At 32.4% G+C, this 17,861-nt stretch carries 15 protein-coding genes and 1 tRNA gene; 4 read left to right on the top strand and 12 right to left on the bottom strand.

Going from position 1 to position 17,861, the window contains the following annotated elements; translation table 11 throughout:
• Position 1 precedes the first annotated feature (1 nt).
• On the bottom strand, positions 2 to 880 hold the full coding sequence (locus tag ROY99_09465; GenBank protein ID MDT3696608.1) for a DUF4835 family protein: 879 nt from the start codon (positions 878 to 880) through the stop codon (positions 2 to 4).
• 73 nt (positions 881 to 953) lie between these two features.
• Between ROY99_09465 and ROY99_09460 the strand changes: the two genes are divergently transcribed.
• Both ROY99_09460 and ROY99_09455 read left to right on the top strand, forming a co-directional pair.
• The gene (locus ROY99_09460; protein MDT3696607.1) at positions 954 to 1,808 is read left to right on the top strand and encodes a hypothetical protein; all 855 of its coding nucleotides are present in this window, start codon (positions 954 to 956) and stop codon (positions 1,806 to 1,808) included.
• Positions 1,809 to 3,812, top strand: a complete 2,004-nt coding sequence (locus ROY99_09455) for a helix-hairpin-helix domain-containing protein (GenBank protein MDT3696606.1) — start codon at positions 1,809 to 1,811, stop codon at positions 3,810 to 3,812.
• Between the two features lie 88 nt (positions 3,813 to 3,900).
• On the opposite strand, the gene ROY99_09450 is transcribed toward ROY99_09455, so the two are convergent.
• From ROY99_09450 to ROY99_09420, 7 genes are all read right to left on the bottom strand, one after another.
• Complete coding sequence (locus ROY99_09450) at positions 3,901 to 5,127, bottom strand: ABC transporter permease (GenBank protein MDT3696605.1); 1,227 nt, start codon at positions 5,125 to 5,127, stop codon at positions 3,901 to 3,903.
• A gap of 30 nt (positions 5,128 to 5,157) precedes the next feature.
• Entirely contained in the window at positions 5,158 to 5,313 is a 156-nt protein-coding gene (locus ROY99_09445) for a hypothetical protein (protein ID MDT3696604.1), read from the bottom strand.
• Positions 5,297 to 5,644 carry a four helix bundle protein gene (locus ROY99_09440; protein ID MDT3696603.1) on the bottom strand — a complete coding sequence of 116 codons (348 nt, stop codon included), beginning with the start codon at positions 5,642 to 5,644 and terminating at the stop codon, positions 5,297 to 5,299. The genes ROY99_09445 and ROY99_09440 overlap by 17 nt, the downstream gene beginning before the upstream one ends.
• Before the next feature lie 46 nt (positions 5,645 to 5,690).
• Positions 5,691 to 6,926, bottom strand: a complete 1,236-nt coding sequence (locus tag ROY99_09435) for an ABC transporter permease (GenBank protein MDT3696602.1) — start codon at positions 6,924 to 6,926, stop codon at positions 5,691 to 5,693.
• A gap of 75 nt (positions 6,927 to 7,001) precedes the next feature.
• Positions 7,002 to 7,721, bottom strand: coding sequence for an ABC transporter ATP-binding protein (locus ROY99_09430; protein MDT3696601.1), 720 nt, complete (start codon positions 7,719 to 7,721; stop codon positions 7,002 to 7,004).
• Positions 7,722 to 7,736: 15 nt separating this feature from the next.
• Positions 7,737 to 9,029, bottom strand: coding sequence for an efflux RND transporter periplasmic adaptor subunit (locus ROY99_09425; protein ID MDT3696600.1), 1,293 nt, complete (start codon positions 9,027 to 9,029; stop codon positions 7,737 to 7,739).
• Between the two features lie 26 nt (positions 9,030 to 9,055).
• Positions 9,056 to 10,357, bottom strand: coding sequence for a TolC family protein (locus ROY99_09420; GenBank protein MDT3696599.1), 1,302 nt, complete (start codon positions 10,355 to 10,357; stop codon positions 9,056 to 9,058).
• A 422-nt stretch (positions 10,358 to 10,779) separates the two neighbouring features.
• Between ROY99_09420 and ROY99_09415 the strand changes: the two genes are divergently transcribed.
• Positions 10,780 to 11,193: a hypothetical protein gene (locus tag ROY99_09415; protein MDT3696598.1), complete on the top strand. Its 414-nt coding sequence runs from the start codon at positions 10,780 to 10,782 to the stop codon at positions 11,191 to 11,193.
• A 4-nt stretch (positions 11,194 to 11,197) separates the two neighbouring features.
• Here ROY99_09415 and ROY99_09410 read toward each other — a convergent pair whose 3' ends face one another.
• From ROY99_09410 to ROY99_09395, 4 genes are read right to left on the bottom strand one after another with little or no spacing between them, the layout of a single operon-like run.
• Positions 11,198 to 12,619 carry a CCA tRNA nucleotidyltransferase gene (locus ROY99_09410; protein MDT3696597.1) on the bottom strand — a complete coding sequence of 474 codons (1,422 nt, stop codon included), beginning with the start codon at positions 12,617 to 12,619 and terminating at the stop codon, positions 11,198 to 11,200.
• Entirely contained in the window at positions 12,606 to 14,822 is a 2,217-nt protein-coding gene (locus ROY99_09405) for a hypothetical protein (protein MDT3696596.1), read from the bottom strand. Before ROY99_09405 ends, ROY99_09410 begins: the two co-directional genes overlap by 14 nt.
• A 41-nt stretch (positions 14,823 to 14,863) precedes the next feature.
• Positions 14,864 to 16,810 (bottom strand): YCF48-related protein, encoded by a 1,947-nt coding sequence (locus ROY99_09400; protein MDT3696595.1) that lies wholly within the window; start codon positions 16,808 to 16,810, stop codon positions 14,864 to 14,866.
• Complete coding sequence (locus ROY99_09395) at positions 16,807 to 17,535, bottom strand: protein phosphatase 2C domain-containing protein (protein ID MDT3696594.1); 729 nt, start codon at positions 17,533 to 17,535, stop codon at positions 16,807 to 16,809. The genes ROY99_09400 and ROY99_09395 overlap by 4 nt, the downstream gene beginning before the upstream one ends.
• Positions 17,536 to 17,771: 236 nt before the next feature.
• Between ROY99_09395 and ROY99_09390 the strand changes: the two genes are divergently transcribed.
• Positions 17,772 to 17,854, top strand: a tRNA-Leu gene (locus tag ROY99_09390).
• The last annotated feature ends 7 nt before the right edge of the window (positions 17,855 to 17,861 follow it).

Raw genomic sequence — 17,861 nt, 5'->3', positions numbered from 1 at the left:
TCTATTTCATTGCCTCATCATATTTAGAAGCATGTGAAGGATCAATTTTTTTCAGTCTTGTAAATACTGATAAGTCCGGATAATCCCGAAGCAGCTCGATAAATTCACCGTATTTTATATCAAAGAATTGTTTAATTAATACGCTATTAGCAAAACCAACCTTCTTCTGCATATCCTCAAGTGTACTAATCATATTGACCAATTTATCCTGTGCATTTTTTTTACGAATCTGATATTCATCTACTCCGTAATGATATTCATAAAAAGCTTCTCTGAAAGGACGAAATCTATCACTTAGAAGATCATTGCATAAGCCCCATTTTGAATAAGAAGCACTGCTTTGTTCCCAGCCTTTTTTAAACGGACTGCTGATACTTAAATTTATAATATCAAGAGCTTTATTAAAGTACGGTGTGCCTCCAAGTTCTGCCCAGGTTTCCCAATCAAAGCCAATAATTATATTGGCATAAAAATCTAAAAAGCTTGTGAGAGGATCAAAGATTGCCTGATTAGCAATCAGAGGTTGATTAGGTAAATATCTGAATGTCCAGTTTGCGTCGTTGATTGTAAGCATCGGAGTCTGCCTTGTGGATTTATACACTGGTCTTGTTGAAACAATTACCATCTGAGCAGAATAATCAGTTTCATTTGCAACACCAGTAAAAAAAATATTAAATGAACATTCTATTTTTTCTCCATTCCACGGATCAGGAGTAAACTGAGTTGTATTCATATAAGTCTCAACTATACCTGCAAAGTCAATTAACCGCTCGCGGTTGATTACTGCTAAACCTTCATAGTTTACAGTTACTTTACAATGTAACTCCTGTGCAAAAGTTAATGTAAAAGGAAACAATAAAACAAAAATCCAATATCTCATTTTAATCCTTAAAATCTTTTATTTGACTTAAAATATGAATTTAGATATACTCGACCTATAAAGTTTGGAGTTTATGAAACAATCCATCACAATTATAATAATTTACCTATTAACTTTTAGTGCATATTCTCAGTATAATCCCGGTGCAAAGCAAATTTCCATATCTAATTCAGATGTTGCATTAAGTAACGATGTGTTCAGCATTTTCAACAATCCTGCGGGATTATCTCAGATGAACTGGAGAGAAGTTGGGATTTTTTATTCCCCTGCTCCTTTTGGTTTAACAGAGCTTTCAAACGGTTTTATAGCATATCATGAACCCACAAGTGTTGGTTCTTTTTCATTAGGTGGAATGACTTATGGATTTGATCTTTTTCGTGAGACAAGAATTGCACTTGGATATTCATATAACCTTACCGGCAAGTTCTTTTTTGGTGCGGCAATTAATTATCAAACAGTATCAATAAAAAATTATGGTAATGATGGAGTATTATTTTTAAATCTTGGCGGATTAGCATACGTAGCAAATGATCTTAGATTAGGTTTTTATCTGCATAATATAAATCGTGCATCATATAGCAATTCGAATAATCAGATACCTGTAGTTATTGATGCCGGACTTTCTTATGATGTGGTTGAAGAATTAAACCTAAACTTTTCTGTAAATAAAGATATAAAGTATAAAGCATCATTTCAGTTCGGAATTATTTACGATATAATTGAGTACATTTCTTTCAGGACCGGATTTTCAAATGAACCATCAAGATTCAGTGCAGGTATTGGAATCAACTATCTGAACTATAGTTTTGATTATGCAATGTTCAGTCATAATAGTCTTGGTTTTACTCATCAAGCGGGAATTATTGTAAGCTTTGGACGCGAAGACAATAGAAACAAATCCATCCGGAAATATCTTGGGATAGAATAATTGAGATATTTATTTACAACTATTTTTTTAACTGCAATTATTATTCCTGCTTATGCACAAATTGATAGTACTGTTTTGAAGACTGAAGAAATTCTTGATGATGTTTTAATAGAAACAGAAAGTGAATCCGAGGATGAAGACCTTTATGATTATGTTGAAGATATAATTACTAATCCAATAGACCTGAACAAAGCAGATATTTTTGAGTTAACCAAAATTCCGGGGATGGATAATGTCTCTGCTGAAAAAATAATTAATCACAGAGATAAATTCGGATATTTCTATTCTGTAAATGAATTATTTGCAGTTAGAGATTTAGACAAAAATCTTATCGGACAGATCATCCCATTTTTAATAGTAGAAAATAAATTTGATCAGGAGCAATTTTCTGAATCTGATGAATATTCAATTCCATTCTATTCAAAATTCAGGACAACTCTCAGAAGCAGAATATCAAATGATTTACAAACGAGACGAGGATTTTCAAATCAAAGATTTGCAGGATCAAAAATTAAAACTTATAACAGATTTCAAATAAAATACGATAGAAATTTTCAGGCAGGTGTACTGATTGAAAAGGACCCGGGAGAAGTATTACATACCGATTTTTCTTCTTTTCATTTTCAGATGAAGGATGCAGGTTTTATAAATAATTTAATAATAGGTGATTACACTATTGAGCTTGGACAAGGATTAGCATTATGGAGTCCATTCGGTTTTTCCAAAGGAGCAGATGCAGTTTTTCCGGTTAAAAAGAGTTCCAGATTTATCAGACCTTATACAAGTGCTGCTGAATATAACTTTTTTAGAGGTGCTGCTTCAACTATTCAATTTAACAACTTTCGGCTGACAGGATTTTATTCAAATTATAATATTGATGCCAGCATAAATGAAGAATCAAACGAAATTATTACAATCAGTAAAACAGGATTTCATCGGACAACAACAGAAATAGCAAAGAAAAATTCTGCTCAGCAGATATTTTATGGGGGATCATTTGATTACAGAGCTGCAAATATTTTTAATGTGGGTGCAATTTATTATAAGGTAAAGTTTGATAAACCATTAGAATACAGTTCGCTGTATGATTTATCAGGGCAAAACTTCAATTACTTATCTGTTTACTACAATATAAATTATTACAAATTTTCTTTGTTCGGAGAAGCTTCTTATGATCAGACTTCTGTTGCTTCACACAATGGATTACAATTTGCAGCATCAAAAAATCTTATCTTCACAACTGCTATAAGGTCATATCCAAGAAATTATAAAAACCTGTTTGGTTTTGGTTTTGGAGAACGTTCCGGAAAGACGAATAATGAAGTCGGTTTTTATTCTGGTGTTAAATTAAAATCCAACATAGGAATAATTAATTTATATTATGACATATTCAAATTTCCATATAAAACATATGAAAATTCTCTTTCAAGCGAAGGTGATGAACTACTGATAGATTTCTTAACAAGTTTTAGCCGGGGCTTTGAAATAAAATTAAGATATAAATATGAGAATAAAGAGATTACAGAAATAATTGATGATGAAAACAAGATAGTGAGAAGATTAAAACAAACCGCACGAACTGAATTGATTTATGAAACTAATAATCTACTTAGACTTAGAACCCGGATTGAATACAATAATTTTTTAATTCGTTCAGCTAATAAAACTGAAAATGGATTATTAATTTTTCAGGAAGCAAGGTTTTTGTTCTTAAAAAAATTTGTTGTATATGGTAGAATTATTTTCTTTCACACAGATTCATTTAATTCCGCTGTTTACGAATTTGAAAACGATCTTGTTGGAGTAATGCCAAATTTAGCTATGTATGGAAAAGGAATCCGCTGGTATTTTTTGATAAGATATAAACCAATAAATCTGATAACAGTCTCTGCAAAATATTCTGAAACTTATAAACCAGATGCAACTTTTCTCAGTTCGGGAGACAACCAAATAATTGGAAATCTGGATAACAGGTTTAGTTTACAAATCGATTTGAGTTTTTAAAAAAGGAGCGATGGAATGCTGGAGTGTTGAAATATAAGAAGAACTTTTTATCATTCTCTCCATTACTTCAAAACTCCACTACTCCATTTTATTCATATCGCAGCGCTTCAATCGGATCTAAGTTTGAAGCCTTATAAGCTGGATAAGTTCCAAAGATAACTCCAACTGCAACACACATAGTCAAACCAATAAATACCCAATCCCATGGTATAGCTGTCTGAGCATTTAACAAACTTCCAGCAAAGTTACCTATACTAACGCCAATTATTATTCCCAATATTCCACCAAGCAGACAAAGAATAATTGCTTCAAACAGAAATTGGATTAATATCCACAACTTCCGAGCACCAAGTGCTTTTCTAATTCCAATTTCTCTTGTTCTTTCAGTAACTGAAACCAACATAATATTCATTATACCAACACCAGCCGCTATCAATGCAATTAAAGAAATTGCCAGTGCAATAAGTTTAATCGGACCTGTAATCTGATCAGTTTGTTCAATCATTGACTCATTACTGAAAATGTAAAAATCATTTGGTTCACCCGGTGCAACTTTTCTGATCGTTCTCATATAGCCGGTTGCAGCTTCAATAACCTGATTATAATCTTCTTTACTTTGAGACATAACAGTAAGGTTAACCGAACGTCCATATTTGCCATACATAGATTGCCAGGTTGTAATAGGTACAATAACATAGTTATCCCGGCTTTGTCCAAACAGAGCAGTTTGCGGCTCAATTAAACCAATTACCCGCATTGCTCTTCCATCTACTCTGATTTCCTTACCAATCGGATTGCTGTTTGGGAAAAGCTTTTCAGCAATTGGGTGAAATATCAAACAAACATTGGCACTATGAGTAATATCACTTTCACGGAAATCTCTTCCTTCTTCAACATTCCAATCATTTGTTTTCATCGCGTCTGTATTTACACCTGCAACAGAAATATTTGGATTAGTTTCTTTATTACCATACTTAACAACAATACCAAACTGCCATTGTTCAACTCCAACATATTTAGCTTGAGTAAGCATGTCTCTTAATCTTTCACCTTCTTCAATGGTTATATCTTTTCTGTTTCTATCACGCATCTGTGGACCGCCGCCAAAAACATTATCGTGCTTTTGTATTTGAAAAGTATTTTTGCTAAGACTTGATAGTCCTTCATCAATGCTGTTTTGCAGCATACTTAGTATAGTCATTATCACAATAATTGAAAAAATACCAACAACTACACCAAGTATTGTCAAGAAAGTTCTAAGTCTGTTGCTCTTCAAAGATTGAAGTGAAATTGCAAGTATTTGATTTATTTTCATTTTAAATACCTTTTTAAATCTCTGCATCATTCAAGTGGAATGATGGATAGTTGGAGTTATGGAATTTGTTCCATACTCAACTTCTTGTTCGTGAACTAGATTATCCCAAGTTCCGTTTGATTGTTTTGTTTGAAGTGATTTCACTAAACTGAGTAGTTTGTTTTCAACTTCATAATGTTTTTTCATAATGTTTTGAATCAAATTCCTCAAAATCATTTACATTTATTAAATCAATCTCTTTTAGTCCAATTATCCGAGTTAATAATACTGCAGAAGAACCTAAACTAATATTAAGAAAATATAAATACTCATTTATTGATTTTCTTCCATCACCTTCAGCAATGTTAGATGAGATAGACTGAGCCGCATCCAAAATTTGAGCTTTTAATTTGTAATCAAGGTTTGAAATTTTATTCACAAGATTATGAGTTAATTTGAATAAACTGATTGCATCATTCCAAACTTCCAGCTTTATATAACCACGATTCAAATTTCTTCTTTTAGTGTGTTCTTTCATTTTTTCTCATTCTATTATTCAAAACTCCACTCTCCATTACTCCGCTCTACTCATACCTCAGCGCATCAACGGGATCTAGCTTAGCTGCAGTATAAGCAGGTGCCAATCCGGAGACAACTCCTGTTAACAATGAAATAACAATAGCCAAAATAACTACATCATACTGAACTGAAGTTGGAAAGAACTGATTAAGCATAAAACTTAAAAGTATAGCAGCTATTAGTCCAATTATACCTCCAATCAGGCAAATGACAGATGACTCCAATAAAAACTGTGTAAGTATTGTTCTACGTGTAGCACCGATTGCTTTTCTTAATCCGATTTCTCTTGTTCTTTCCTTAACTGAAACAAACATAATATTCATAATTCCAACCGCACCTACAAAAAGAGATAATCCGGTAATAAATAATCCGGCTATCTTTATAACAATTGTAATTGAATCAAAAAAGCTTGTTAATCCTTCCTGCTGATTAATTGAAAAATCATTTGGTTCGTTATGTGCTAAACCTCTGATCTTTCTCATAATTCCCTCTGCTTCATCCTTAGTTGCTTCTAACATTTCAGGACTTGCTGCACGCACATTAATAGTAATTGATCTCATGTGTCTGGAGGAAAAATATTTAAATATTGTTCCGAGAGGAACAAAGACCTGATTATCCGGATTGAACGCTCCTAAAAGTGTGCTGCCCTGTTCTGCCAAAACACCAACAATTTTATAATTTACCGGACCAATTTTAATAGTCTTATCTAAAGCATCTCCTCTGGGAAATAATTTACTACTAATTTCACTTCCAACTACTGCAACATTTCTTGAACCATCAGATTCAATTTCACTGAAAAATCTGCCTGCACTAAAATCAAAATTAGTTGTTTTCACATAATCTGCATTTGAACCTGTGAGAAAAACATTTTCAACTTTTCTGTCACCATATTTTATAGTTTGCACAGAATTAGAAACAGGTGCAATAGCTAAAGGCATCTTTGCTAAATCTTTAAACTTGTAATAATCATCCATTACGATGTTCTTTCGATTACGCATCCTCCACCATTCTTCATTTGAGAACCATGCCCATTTATCAATGTATAATACATCAGAACCAAGCGAACTAACCCCTTGCTGAAGTGAATTATCAATCCCTTTTATTGCAGTTGACATAAGCACTACTGCTGTTACACCAATAAAAATTCCCAGCATAGTAAGTATCGCACGAATTTTATTCGCTTTAATTGCTCGCCAGGCAATTGACAGTCCTTCACTTAATTCTAAAAGCATTGATGTCATATTCACTTTTCCTTTGAATATAAAATTCAATCTGAATTATTCTACTTAAAACAAGAAACAGATTGAAATCTTTTTTCACAAAATAGTTTCTCTTACTTTTGGAATGTATCTTCTCTCTACTACTTCATCTTTCTCAATCAAACCATCTCTTAATCTTAAAATACGCATAGCATGTTCGGCAATGTACTCTTCGTGGGTTACAAGAATTATAGTATTTCCTTTTTCATGAATTTCCAGAAAAAGTGCCATAATTTCTTCTCCGGTTTTTGAATCAAGATTACCTGTCGGTTCATCGGCAAGAATAATAGCCGGATTAGTAACCAAAGCCCTGGCGATAGCAACTCTTTGTCTTTGCCCGCCGGAAAGCTCATTAGGTTTGTGGTGCATCCGGTCACCAAGACCCACATCAATTAAAGCTTGTCTGGCTCTTTCTTTTCTTTCAGCAGATGGAATACCTGCATAAATCAGAGGCAGCTCTACATTATGCACAGCATCTGATCTTGCAAGCAGATTAAATGTCTGAAAGACAAATCCAATTTCTTTATTTCTGATTCTTGCGAGTTCATTGTCTGTCATTTCACTAACACTAACACCTTTAAAATCATAGACACCAGATGTGGGGGTATCAAGACATCCAAGCATATTCATCAAAGTTGATTTACCAGAGCCTGATGGTCCCATGATCGCAACATATTCATTTTTATTAATCTTAAGAGATACATCTCTAAGCGCATGAACCTGCTCCATCCCGACCTGATAAACCTTTGCAATATGTTCTATATTAATTATGTTCATTATCATCTACCGGGTTTATTTCTTATTGAAATTTTTATTTTTTTCTTCCACTCTAACTTGCAAGCCATCATTTAAATCTCTGGAGATTGCTTTATAACTACCCGAAACTACATCTTCGCCGCCTTTTAAGCCGCTTAGGATTGCAATATAGTTATCATCACTTAAGCCGGTTTCAACTTCAACTTTTTTGGCTTTTCCGTTTTCAACAAGAAACACTATTTCTTTTACCTTATGTATTTTTTCTTTTTTAATTTCTTCCACCTGTTGGAATTCACCTGTCCCTTCATTCTCAGACATTTTATCATTGCTTGTACCGCCTTCTCTTGTTGTAACACTTTGTATCGGCACACTCAAAACATTTTGAATTGTTTCAGTTTCAATATTAGCTGTACAACTCATTCCAGGTCTTAATGAATTCTTGGGATCAATTAGTTTTATCTTGACTTCAAAATTAACAACTTCGTTTTGCGTACCTAAACCAGTTGTCTTGGCACTATTTCCAATTTCTGATACTATACCAATAAATTCCTGGTCTTTAAAAGCATCAACTTGAATCCTTGCTGTATCACCGATTGAAACCAAAACAACATCATTCTCATCAACATCAACAACTGCCTCAATATTTCTTAAATCAGAAACAGTCATAATATCAGTACCCATTGAAAACCCAGCACCAAATACTCTTTCACCAACCTCAACATTTAATTTAGTAACAACTCCGTCCATAGGTGATAGGATTGTAGTTTTATAAAGCATCTCAAGAGTTTCCCGCAGCGAAGCTTTACTTTGCAGCACATTAGCTTCAGCGGCTTCGTATGAGGCTTTTGTTGTTAAGTAATTAGACTTTGCTGCTTCAAGTTCTGAATCACTTGCAAGACCTTTGCTATGCAATTCCTGAACACGATTATAATCAAGTTCTACTTTTGTTAATTCTGCTTCTCTCATTTTCAAGTTAGCCTGAGCTGCTAAAAGATTAGCTTCCAATCTTTGCTTCTGTGCCTGATATTGATCTCCTTTTATTCTGATTAAAAGCTGACCTTTTTTAACAAAGTCACCTTCTTTAACCGGAAGTTCAACAATCTCGCCGGTTACTTCCGGATTAATCACAACTTTAAATTCAGGATTAATCTTTCCGGTTGCAGCAACAGTTTGTGTTATTGTTCTGTTAACAACCTTTTCAATCTGAACAGAAATGATTTCTTCTTTACTACCGCCTATAAAGGCAACAATCAACAAAACAAGAATTAGTAAACCAAGTCCTCCAAATATCAATAATTTTTTCTTTGATTTTTTCTTTCCATTTGCCATTTGAGATATTCTCCTGTTTTAAAATTTTATTCGTAAGACTTATAATCCAAAGTGCCCAGATTATATTTAAGTTCTTCACTTAGTTTGATATAATTAAACTGTGAATTTATGTAATTAGTTTTTGCATTTTGATAAGAAGTATTTGCAATTAAAACATCAAGCAATTTACCTGCACCAAGGTTGTATTTTTCTTGTTCAATCTTAAGGTTTTCTTCAGCAGCACTTACATTTTTTTGAGTAACAAGTAAACCTTTTTTAGCTGCTTCAAGGTCCAGAAAAGATTTCTGTATTTCTTGTTTTATCAATCTTTCGCTGTCTTTAACCTGAAGTTCATAATTCATAGCATCAACTTCAGCACTTTGTATTAAGTTATGAGTAGAGAAGCCAGAAAACAGTGGAATACTTAAAGTAAGTCCAGCAGAAAATGAATGATCTTTAAAAAGATTATTTGGAGTGGCAGCATCTGTTCCATAACCTACTCTTCCAGTTAATGATGGTAGATGTCCTGATCGTGCAATTGTAAGATTATCATAATAAGAATCCAGGGTCAGTTTTTGAGCAAGATAATCTCTACGATTAATTAATGCCTGCTTGACTAGCTCCGACAGCTTGTCGTAATCGGTATTGATATCAGTATCCAATATTTTAATTTCTCTTTCAGAAAAACTATCGGAGTATTGATAGTTCTCTAAAACATCCAATCCAAGATAAAATAATAAATTACTTTTAGCGGTTTCCAAAAGATTTTTCTGCTGAATCAGTTGCAACTCTGCATTACCCAGCTGCACCTGCTGTTGATAAACATCAGCTTTAGTAACAGATCCTAATCTGTTCCGTTCTTCAATAGTTTCAAGATTTTTCTGCTGCTGCTTAACATCTTCTTCTCTAACTTTTAGTACCTGTTCGGCTTCAACAATAGCATAGTACAGATTAATAGTCTGAAAGATTACTTCCTGTTTTTTCTGTTCAATTGATAATTTAACAGCTTCATAATTGTTTTGACTTTGTGAAAGGTTAGCAAAATTTGAAAGACCATCAAATAAAACTATACTTGAATTTATTCCAATAGACCAGCTTCTCGAATCAACCTCATAACCATCACCTTTATTCTTATTCCAATTCCAGTTGCCTGAAGCACCAAGATTGGGTAAAAAATTTCCATAAGCTGCAGTAAGTGCAGATTCACTTTTTAACATATTATTCTGATTTGTAAGCAGTCCGCTGTTTTTTTGAAGTGCAATTTTTATTGCTTCATTTAAGGATAACTGATCCTGAGAATAAATGCTGACATTTAATAAAAGTAATATTGAGAAAAAGAAAAATTTCATTTGTTTCTCCGCTTGATTTATTTAAAACCTAAATTCAGTTCAAAAATACTACAAAATTTCCAATCATTTATTGATAATAAACATTCCAAAAATAGTCTAATTGATTAAAACCTGGTTTGCTTAGTTATAGATGGTTATATAATTACACATACGGTAACTAATAGTTTCAATAAATCGTTAATGATGCTCTCTTAATGAGATTTCAGCAAAATGTTGTTGTGGTAATTCTGAACTAATTCTTGAATTATAAATAAAGAGATTCTGGAATAATCAGTTGTTGGCAGATATAATAATATTCTCCATTATTTTTTTTGGAATAGTCTGCTGCAAATTGTTAAAATCGGTTAAAGTTATCTGTTGAAACTATTCTGTTAATTCAGTATTATTTTTTAGAAAATAATAAACTTATGAGAATGTGATCAATGAAGACTAAATTTTTCTTAATGATGTTTTTTATAACAATATTTTGTTTAACAAACAACTTAGATGCTCAGCAAGTTAATAGAATATTTGAACAGATCGGAGGCGGCTCCGGCAGCCCGATCAATGTAAACGAATCAAATGATAATACTGTTTTCTATATTGCTGGAGCAGCAATAATTGCAGGCATAGTTATTTATGCTATACTCCACGATAAAAAGTCCGGCGAAAAGACTAAAACTGATACTACTGCAGTATTGAGCGATGAGGAGTTGATCAACAAGCATCTTACAATTAACAAAAAGATTCAGAATTATCAGTATGAGTCCCCTATTAATTTTTCAGCGGGTATTCAAAATAATATAGTTCGGATTGAAGAGAAAAGATATTTTGTTGGTTTAGTATATAGTTTTTAGTCTGTTACCTGCTAAGAAACTCGTCTTTTATTTTCATCAGATAACTCAGCGCTTCTTCATAATTATTTCCAATCTTTCCATCAAGAATAGCTTCTTCAATAGCAGTTTTTATTTCACCAACTTTCTTTGATGGTTTAAGATTACAGATTTGCATAATCTCTTCTCCCCTAACCGGTGATTGAAAGGCACGGAGTTGATCTCGTTCTTTAACATCCCGAACCTTCTGCATTACGCGTTCATAGTTTCCAAGATACTCTTCAACTTTATTTGGGTTTTTACTGGTAATATCAGCCCTGCACAAAGTAATCAGATCCTCTAGATCATCATCAGCCTGAACTATCAATCTTCTGATGGCTGAATCTGTTACTTCTTCTTTAGCTAATGCAATCGGACGCAGATGCAAAGTGATGAGCTTTTGAACATATTCTAATTTATTAAGAGGTAATTTCATTCGGTGAAATATTTTTTTCATCATTTTTGCACCAAGATTTTCGTGACCATGAAATGTCCATCCTATTCCTTCAACAAATTTCTTTGTAGGAGGTTTTGCTATATCATGGACTAATGCAGCAAATCTTAACCAAATATTATCAGTTTCTTCGCAAATATTATCAACAACCTGTAAAGTATGAAGAAAGACATCTTTATGATGATAATCTTTTCGCTGATCAACACCAGACATTATTGCTATTTCAGGAAAAACAATTTCAAGTACCCGCGAATCAAATAAAAGCTTTAATCCAATAGATGGTTTCGGAGTTGAGAGAATCTTTAAAAATTCATCTGTTATTCTTTCCTGAGAAACTATCGAAAGCCGATGACGCATATCATAGGCAGCTTTCATTAAATTCTTTTCAACTTTAAAATTTAATTGTGCAGCAAACCTGAAGGCTCTCATTATTCTTAAAGGATCATCGTCAAAAGTTTTAAATGGATCTAATGGTGTTTTTATAATTTGATTTTTTATGTCGGTCAAACCATCATAGGTATCAATTACTTTCCCAAAGTCTGTTTTATTAAGTGAAACAGCCAGAGTATTAATTGTAAAATCGCGTCTGCTTATATCGTCTTCAAAAGTACCATCTTCAACAATAGGTTTGCGGGTTTTCCGGTCGTATGATTCCCTTCGTGCACCAACAAATTCAATATCCATATTATTAAAGCTTAATTGAGCAGTGCCAAAATTTTTAAAATAGTTAACATTGCTGATATTCAGTTTTTCTGCAACTGTTTTAGCAAAATTAACTCCGCTTCCAATAACAAGAATATCAATATCATTTCTTTCACGTTTTAATATCAGATCTCTGACAAATCCGCCAACAACGAAAACATTTTTGTTTTCACTCTGTGCAATCTGAGCAATCTTAATTAGGACAGGATTCTTACTCAGTTTTTCTTCTATTGACTGATTATTAATTGATAACATTCGTAGTGTCTGTAATATTTTTATTTATAAAACTATCTGCATTATTAAAAAACCAGTTTGTTTTGTTAAAATTTTGTTTTACAGCAAAGTAAAACGGATTCTGGTTTTTATACCTTAATGCTAATGCAGAATATTTTCTTGCATTTGCATAATCTTTATTTGCCAACATAAAATCAGATAACTTATAAGCTGCATAACTGCTTTCTAAATTATCAATAACAAAAGTCTTATTGAAATTTTTTATAATCTGCTTATAATTAATGTTCATTCCATTACTTAGATTTAAGATAGATGGAATCAGATTGTAATCAAGACTATCTTTATTTATGCTAGTCAGTATCGTATATTTTAGTGAATCATTACCTTCGAGATAAGTTTTAAGTAAATCTTTATCTAGCAGTTTTAAACGATTCTTTGATAAAGAAACAAGATTAAAAGATGGATTGCTTTCAATAATCTTTTGATAAATTATTCCTGCAATTGGATACATATCATTAAGAGCATTAAGGTCGCCTAATCTTAACATCAAAAGATATTCGTAAGGAGAATTGGTAAATTTTTTCAGGTTGTCTTCTGACAGAAGTTTTATAGCCTTATAAGTTTCCTTTTTTTTATGATAAGTTTCTGATAGACCTATCAAGGCTGAATAATCTATTGCTTTATAGTTAACTTCAGTAAATAATTTTTCTGCTTTACTCAAATTACCTTCAGCAAGATAATTATAAGCTTCTGTTATTCTGTCAGAAATGAATCTTGGACATATTTTTTGAATAATAGATAAACGACCGAAGTAATAATCAGCCATTTCCTGTCCAGCAAAAGCCGGTAACATTGATAAATACTCTTCAAATAATTTCTCTTCATCCTCTAACTTCTTATTAAACACTGATTCAAAATCATTTGTTGAATAAAATTCTTTTACTTTGATTAAACCGTATTTATCAATAAGGTATTTAATAAAGGCTCCGCTGTATGTATAACCCAATGCAGCATTTGAACGGAAAAAATTAAAGCCGCTAAATAATGGAACTATTTTTAATCTATAGTTATTATTGTATGCCAGCGCAGTAAAATCAATCAGTTCATAATCATATGATATTCCTTCTACTGCCTTTGCAACACCTTCAATAAGTGCAGGATTAAATCCGCCAGCCAATTTAAAAATACCTGTCCCAAACTCCGCAGAAAAAATATGAACAAGTTCATGCTTCAATGTATTATCCCATGAATCAGCACTCAGGTAAGCGGTATATTGCCAAGGTTTTGTTACATCGGCATTTCCAGCTCCAAACAGATTTTTCTTCTGTTCGCGGTTATTAAAAATATAAACATTTATTTTTTTTGAAGGACTTACTTTTAAATAATCTTTAAGTATGAAGAAATAATATTCCTGACTTAAAGAAATGTATTCAACTTCATCATCGGTTAGCTTATCGTAATGCAGAATAAAGTTTTCAGTTTCAATTTTTTTTTCAAGTATATTATTCAACTTATAAAATGAAGTAGAAAAACCTAAAAATGGAGAGAGAAACTGAAATACAATAAATAAAAGGATTACTCCGCTTATAAACTTATTCCTATTGTTTAACAGCGGTTTTGGTTTTTTATAAATAAGCCTGACAATCGTAATACTGAAAAACAAAACTATTAATTGATGCCAGACTAATTTCCAATCAGGACTTAATCCTTCATCATAAATATTACCAGGGAAGAAACCAATCAAAGGTGAGTAAAAATAAATCTGGGGATAAAAGTAAATTTCAACTACCGGAATAAGTACAAGCCATATTAATGTAAAAATAAATATAGTTCGTTTTAACCTTTTGAAATAAAAACCGATTAACAGTGCTAAAGAAAATCCAAGTAATAAGGAAGGCAATGCAATTAAAAGATAAAAAAGTAATCCATCCCAAAATGAACAAAACATCGTGAAAAGTGAATTGATCAGTGTGATTATCAGGGGTAGCGAAAAAAATACAAGCAGATTATATAAAATATTTTTCAGATTAAATTCTGCTTTTTGAGTTTTGTTAAAAGTGAACAATCCTGCAATTACTACGAACAATAATCCATTAACCGCTGCAAACTCATAGCCAAAAGTATTAAGGAGAGCTACTTTTGTAAACAAATAATTTATAAGTATCAGAATTATTGCTGGGATTATAAACGAAATATTAGTTTTAAGTTTATAAAATAATTTCATAATAAATAAAATTGATTAAAATCGGTGACGAGATTATTACATCATTTCTTTTGAAGAGTGCTTTTAAATAAGCTTCCATTATTACCAGCGATCATATAGTTACCGGAATTTAATTTTTTAATATCATTTAAGACAACAGGTTTTCCTATAGATTTCATCTTCCAGCTTTTCCCAGCATCTGTTGAATGCAAAACTTCCCCTCTGTTAGTTATGATGTTACCATTATCATTATTATCAAAAAGTATTTTATACAAACCAGAAGTAGAATTTAAGTTTATAGATTTCCAGCTATTACCGCCATTTTCTGTTCTCAGTATCAACCCATTTCCGCCGACAATAAAACCTAAAAACTCATTTACAAAAACCACACTTTTAAAATAACTTTTATACTCAGATTTAACTCTGCTCCAGGATTCTCCGCCATCTATAGTTTTAAGAATAACTCCATCCCAGCCGACAATTGTTCCGTTAAGGTCATCAGCAAAATCAACTGAGAAAAGATTTTCCGAAACATTACTAAGCCTTCTGTTCCAGGTAAGTCCTCCATCTTCAGTTTTTAAGATCAATCCGTTTGAGCCAACTGCAAATCCATTATACTCAGAAATGAAGGAGATCTGAAAAATTGATTCTGATATTCCTGTATTTATTTTTTTTAATTGTTTATTCTTGTCATTATAAATTCCTATAAAACCATTTGAGCCGGCAACAAAGATTTTATTATCTGAAAGTGTAAGAGAAAGAAAATTGTTCTTGTAAGCAGTTTTAATCAGTTCCCAATCAACTCCTGAATTAACAGTCTTGAGAAAAATACCTGAATCTCCTGCAAGAAAACCATTATAATCATTTGTAAAATATAAAGCATTCAGATTGGCATCAGTATTAATTTTTACATCTATCCAATCAGTTGATAAAATATAGTGCGGATTTTTTGTGTAATCTTGGGAATAATTTAACGAGTTAATATCATCTTTTTCATACTCATCTATTGTTTTCATAACTACATTATATACTATTACTGCCAGAACAACAAAAACGAGAATAAGTAAAATGTTTGTAATCCTACCAAATGCTTTAGATTCTGTTTTCTCCGGCTTATCTTCATCTTCATTAAACAAAGGTGTGTAATCATCTTCGGGTACATACTGATTTAATCCAGATGAAGTAAAAGAATCAATTTTAGAAACAAGCTTCAGAGCCTCCTTAAATTCCTGAGCATTGTGAAAAGAACTATCACCTGCTTTACCAATTGCTCTTAATATTATTTCATCAATAAAATCCGGAATCCCTGGTAAAATGCTCGTCAATCTTTCAGGTACTTTATTTACATGTGCATCAATAATTTCATAAATATTACTTACTTGATACGGATGATATCCGGTCAACATTTCATAATATGTAATTCCAAGTGCATAAATATCACTTTTAATTGTGACGACATTACCGCTTAATTGTTCAGGACTCATATATAAAAGCGTTCCTGGTCTGGAGTTTTGTTGTGTAACAGTTTTTATATCTTCAATAGATTTTGAAATTCCAAAATCCATGATTTTCGGATTACCTTGGTGATCAAGAATGATATTGGAAGGTTTTAAATCTCTGTGTATAAACCCTGAATTGTGAGCTGCCTCGATGCCATTTAAAATCTGTTCTAATAATTCAGTTGCATAATATAAATCAAACCGCCCGCTCTTTGCGATAATATTTTCAATCGTTTGACCGTGTATATATTCCATAACAATTCCAAGGATATCTTTCTCCTGTACGAATTCATAAACAGAAACGATATTTGGGTGTGAAAGATTAGCCTGGTTTCTTGCTTCTCTTTTAAATCTCTCGATAAATATATGATTAGGAAATGAATTGATGTTTATAATTTTTAATGCAGCATATCTTTCAAGTAAAGTGTCATAAACTTTGTAAACAGATCCCATGCCACCGGCACCAATCAACGAAACAACTTTGTAATTTTGTATCCTTCTGCCGATCATCTGATTTTTTCTATAATAATAAAAGAATAATCATCCGGTGCACCGCGCTGTTTAATTAACTTAACTATCTGGGTTTTCATCTGCTCCAGATCTGTGTAATTCAAGATTTCTTCTAATTCCTTATTACTAACCAGATTGGAGACACCATCTGAACAGATAAAAAATTTATTTATTTCAAAATCATTAACTTTTATTTTACTTACATCGGGCTGAGTATTTTGATGCTCGCCGAGTGCATTGATAATAACATTACGCTGAGGATGATTTTTAGCCTGACTTCCGGAAATATATCCTTCATCCAAAAGTTTTTGTACCAACGAATGATCTTTTGTCAGCAGATGCAGTCTTTGGGATTTCAAATGATATATTCTGGAATCACCAATGTGAGCCCAGTAAATAAAACTTTCTGTAAAGAACATCAGCTCAATTGTCGTAGCCATATTTTTTTCAGAAACAGTTTTGAGAGAATGATTAAACAAAAAAGTATTCGCCTCTTCAATTGTGGATTTGATCCTCTCTAGATAATCTGTGGAATCATTTGCTGAAAAAAAATACATCGCAGATTTTGATGCAATTCTGGCTGCAAGATCTCCACCATATTCACCGCCCACACCATCACATAGTAAACACAGTAAGCCTTCCTGCATCTCAATAACTTCTAAAGAATCCTCATTAAATTTTTTTTCAGCTCCGGCAGAGGTAAATTTCACATAACGATACCCCATTGAGATACCTCACAAATAGATAGTAATTAAATATGATTTTGATTATAAAAATAAGAAATAATAAACTTATCTGCTGAATGGGAAGAAAAATTGATTTGAGATAATGAAGGTTACTCTAAGTCAATTTGTTTGGCAAAACTGGTAAGAGTATATTTGCAAGCGTTTTTTCAATAAAAACGAATGATAATTGAGATTTGTGGTCTGTTTGTGCAAAATTTATCCCACAATCAAAAATCGCGAGAATGGCGGAATTTGGCAGACGCGCTAGACTTAGGATCTAGTACCGAGAGGTGTCGGGGTTCGAGTCCCCGTTCTCGCACTTTCTT

It is taken from the genome of Ignavibacterium sp., from assembly GCA_032027145.1.
Lineage (GTDB): Bacteria > Bacteroidota > Ignavibacteria > Ignavibacteriales > Ignavibacteriaceae > IGN3.
Note: the sequence above shows the minus strand (reverse complement) of the source record. Positions and strands in the feature narration are given on the sequence as shown.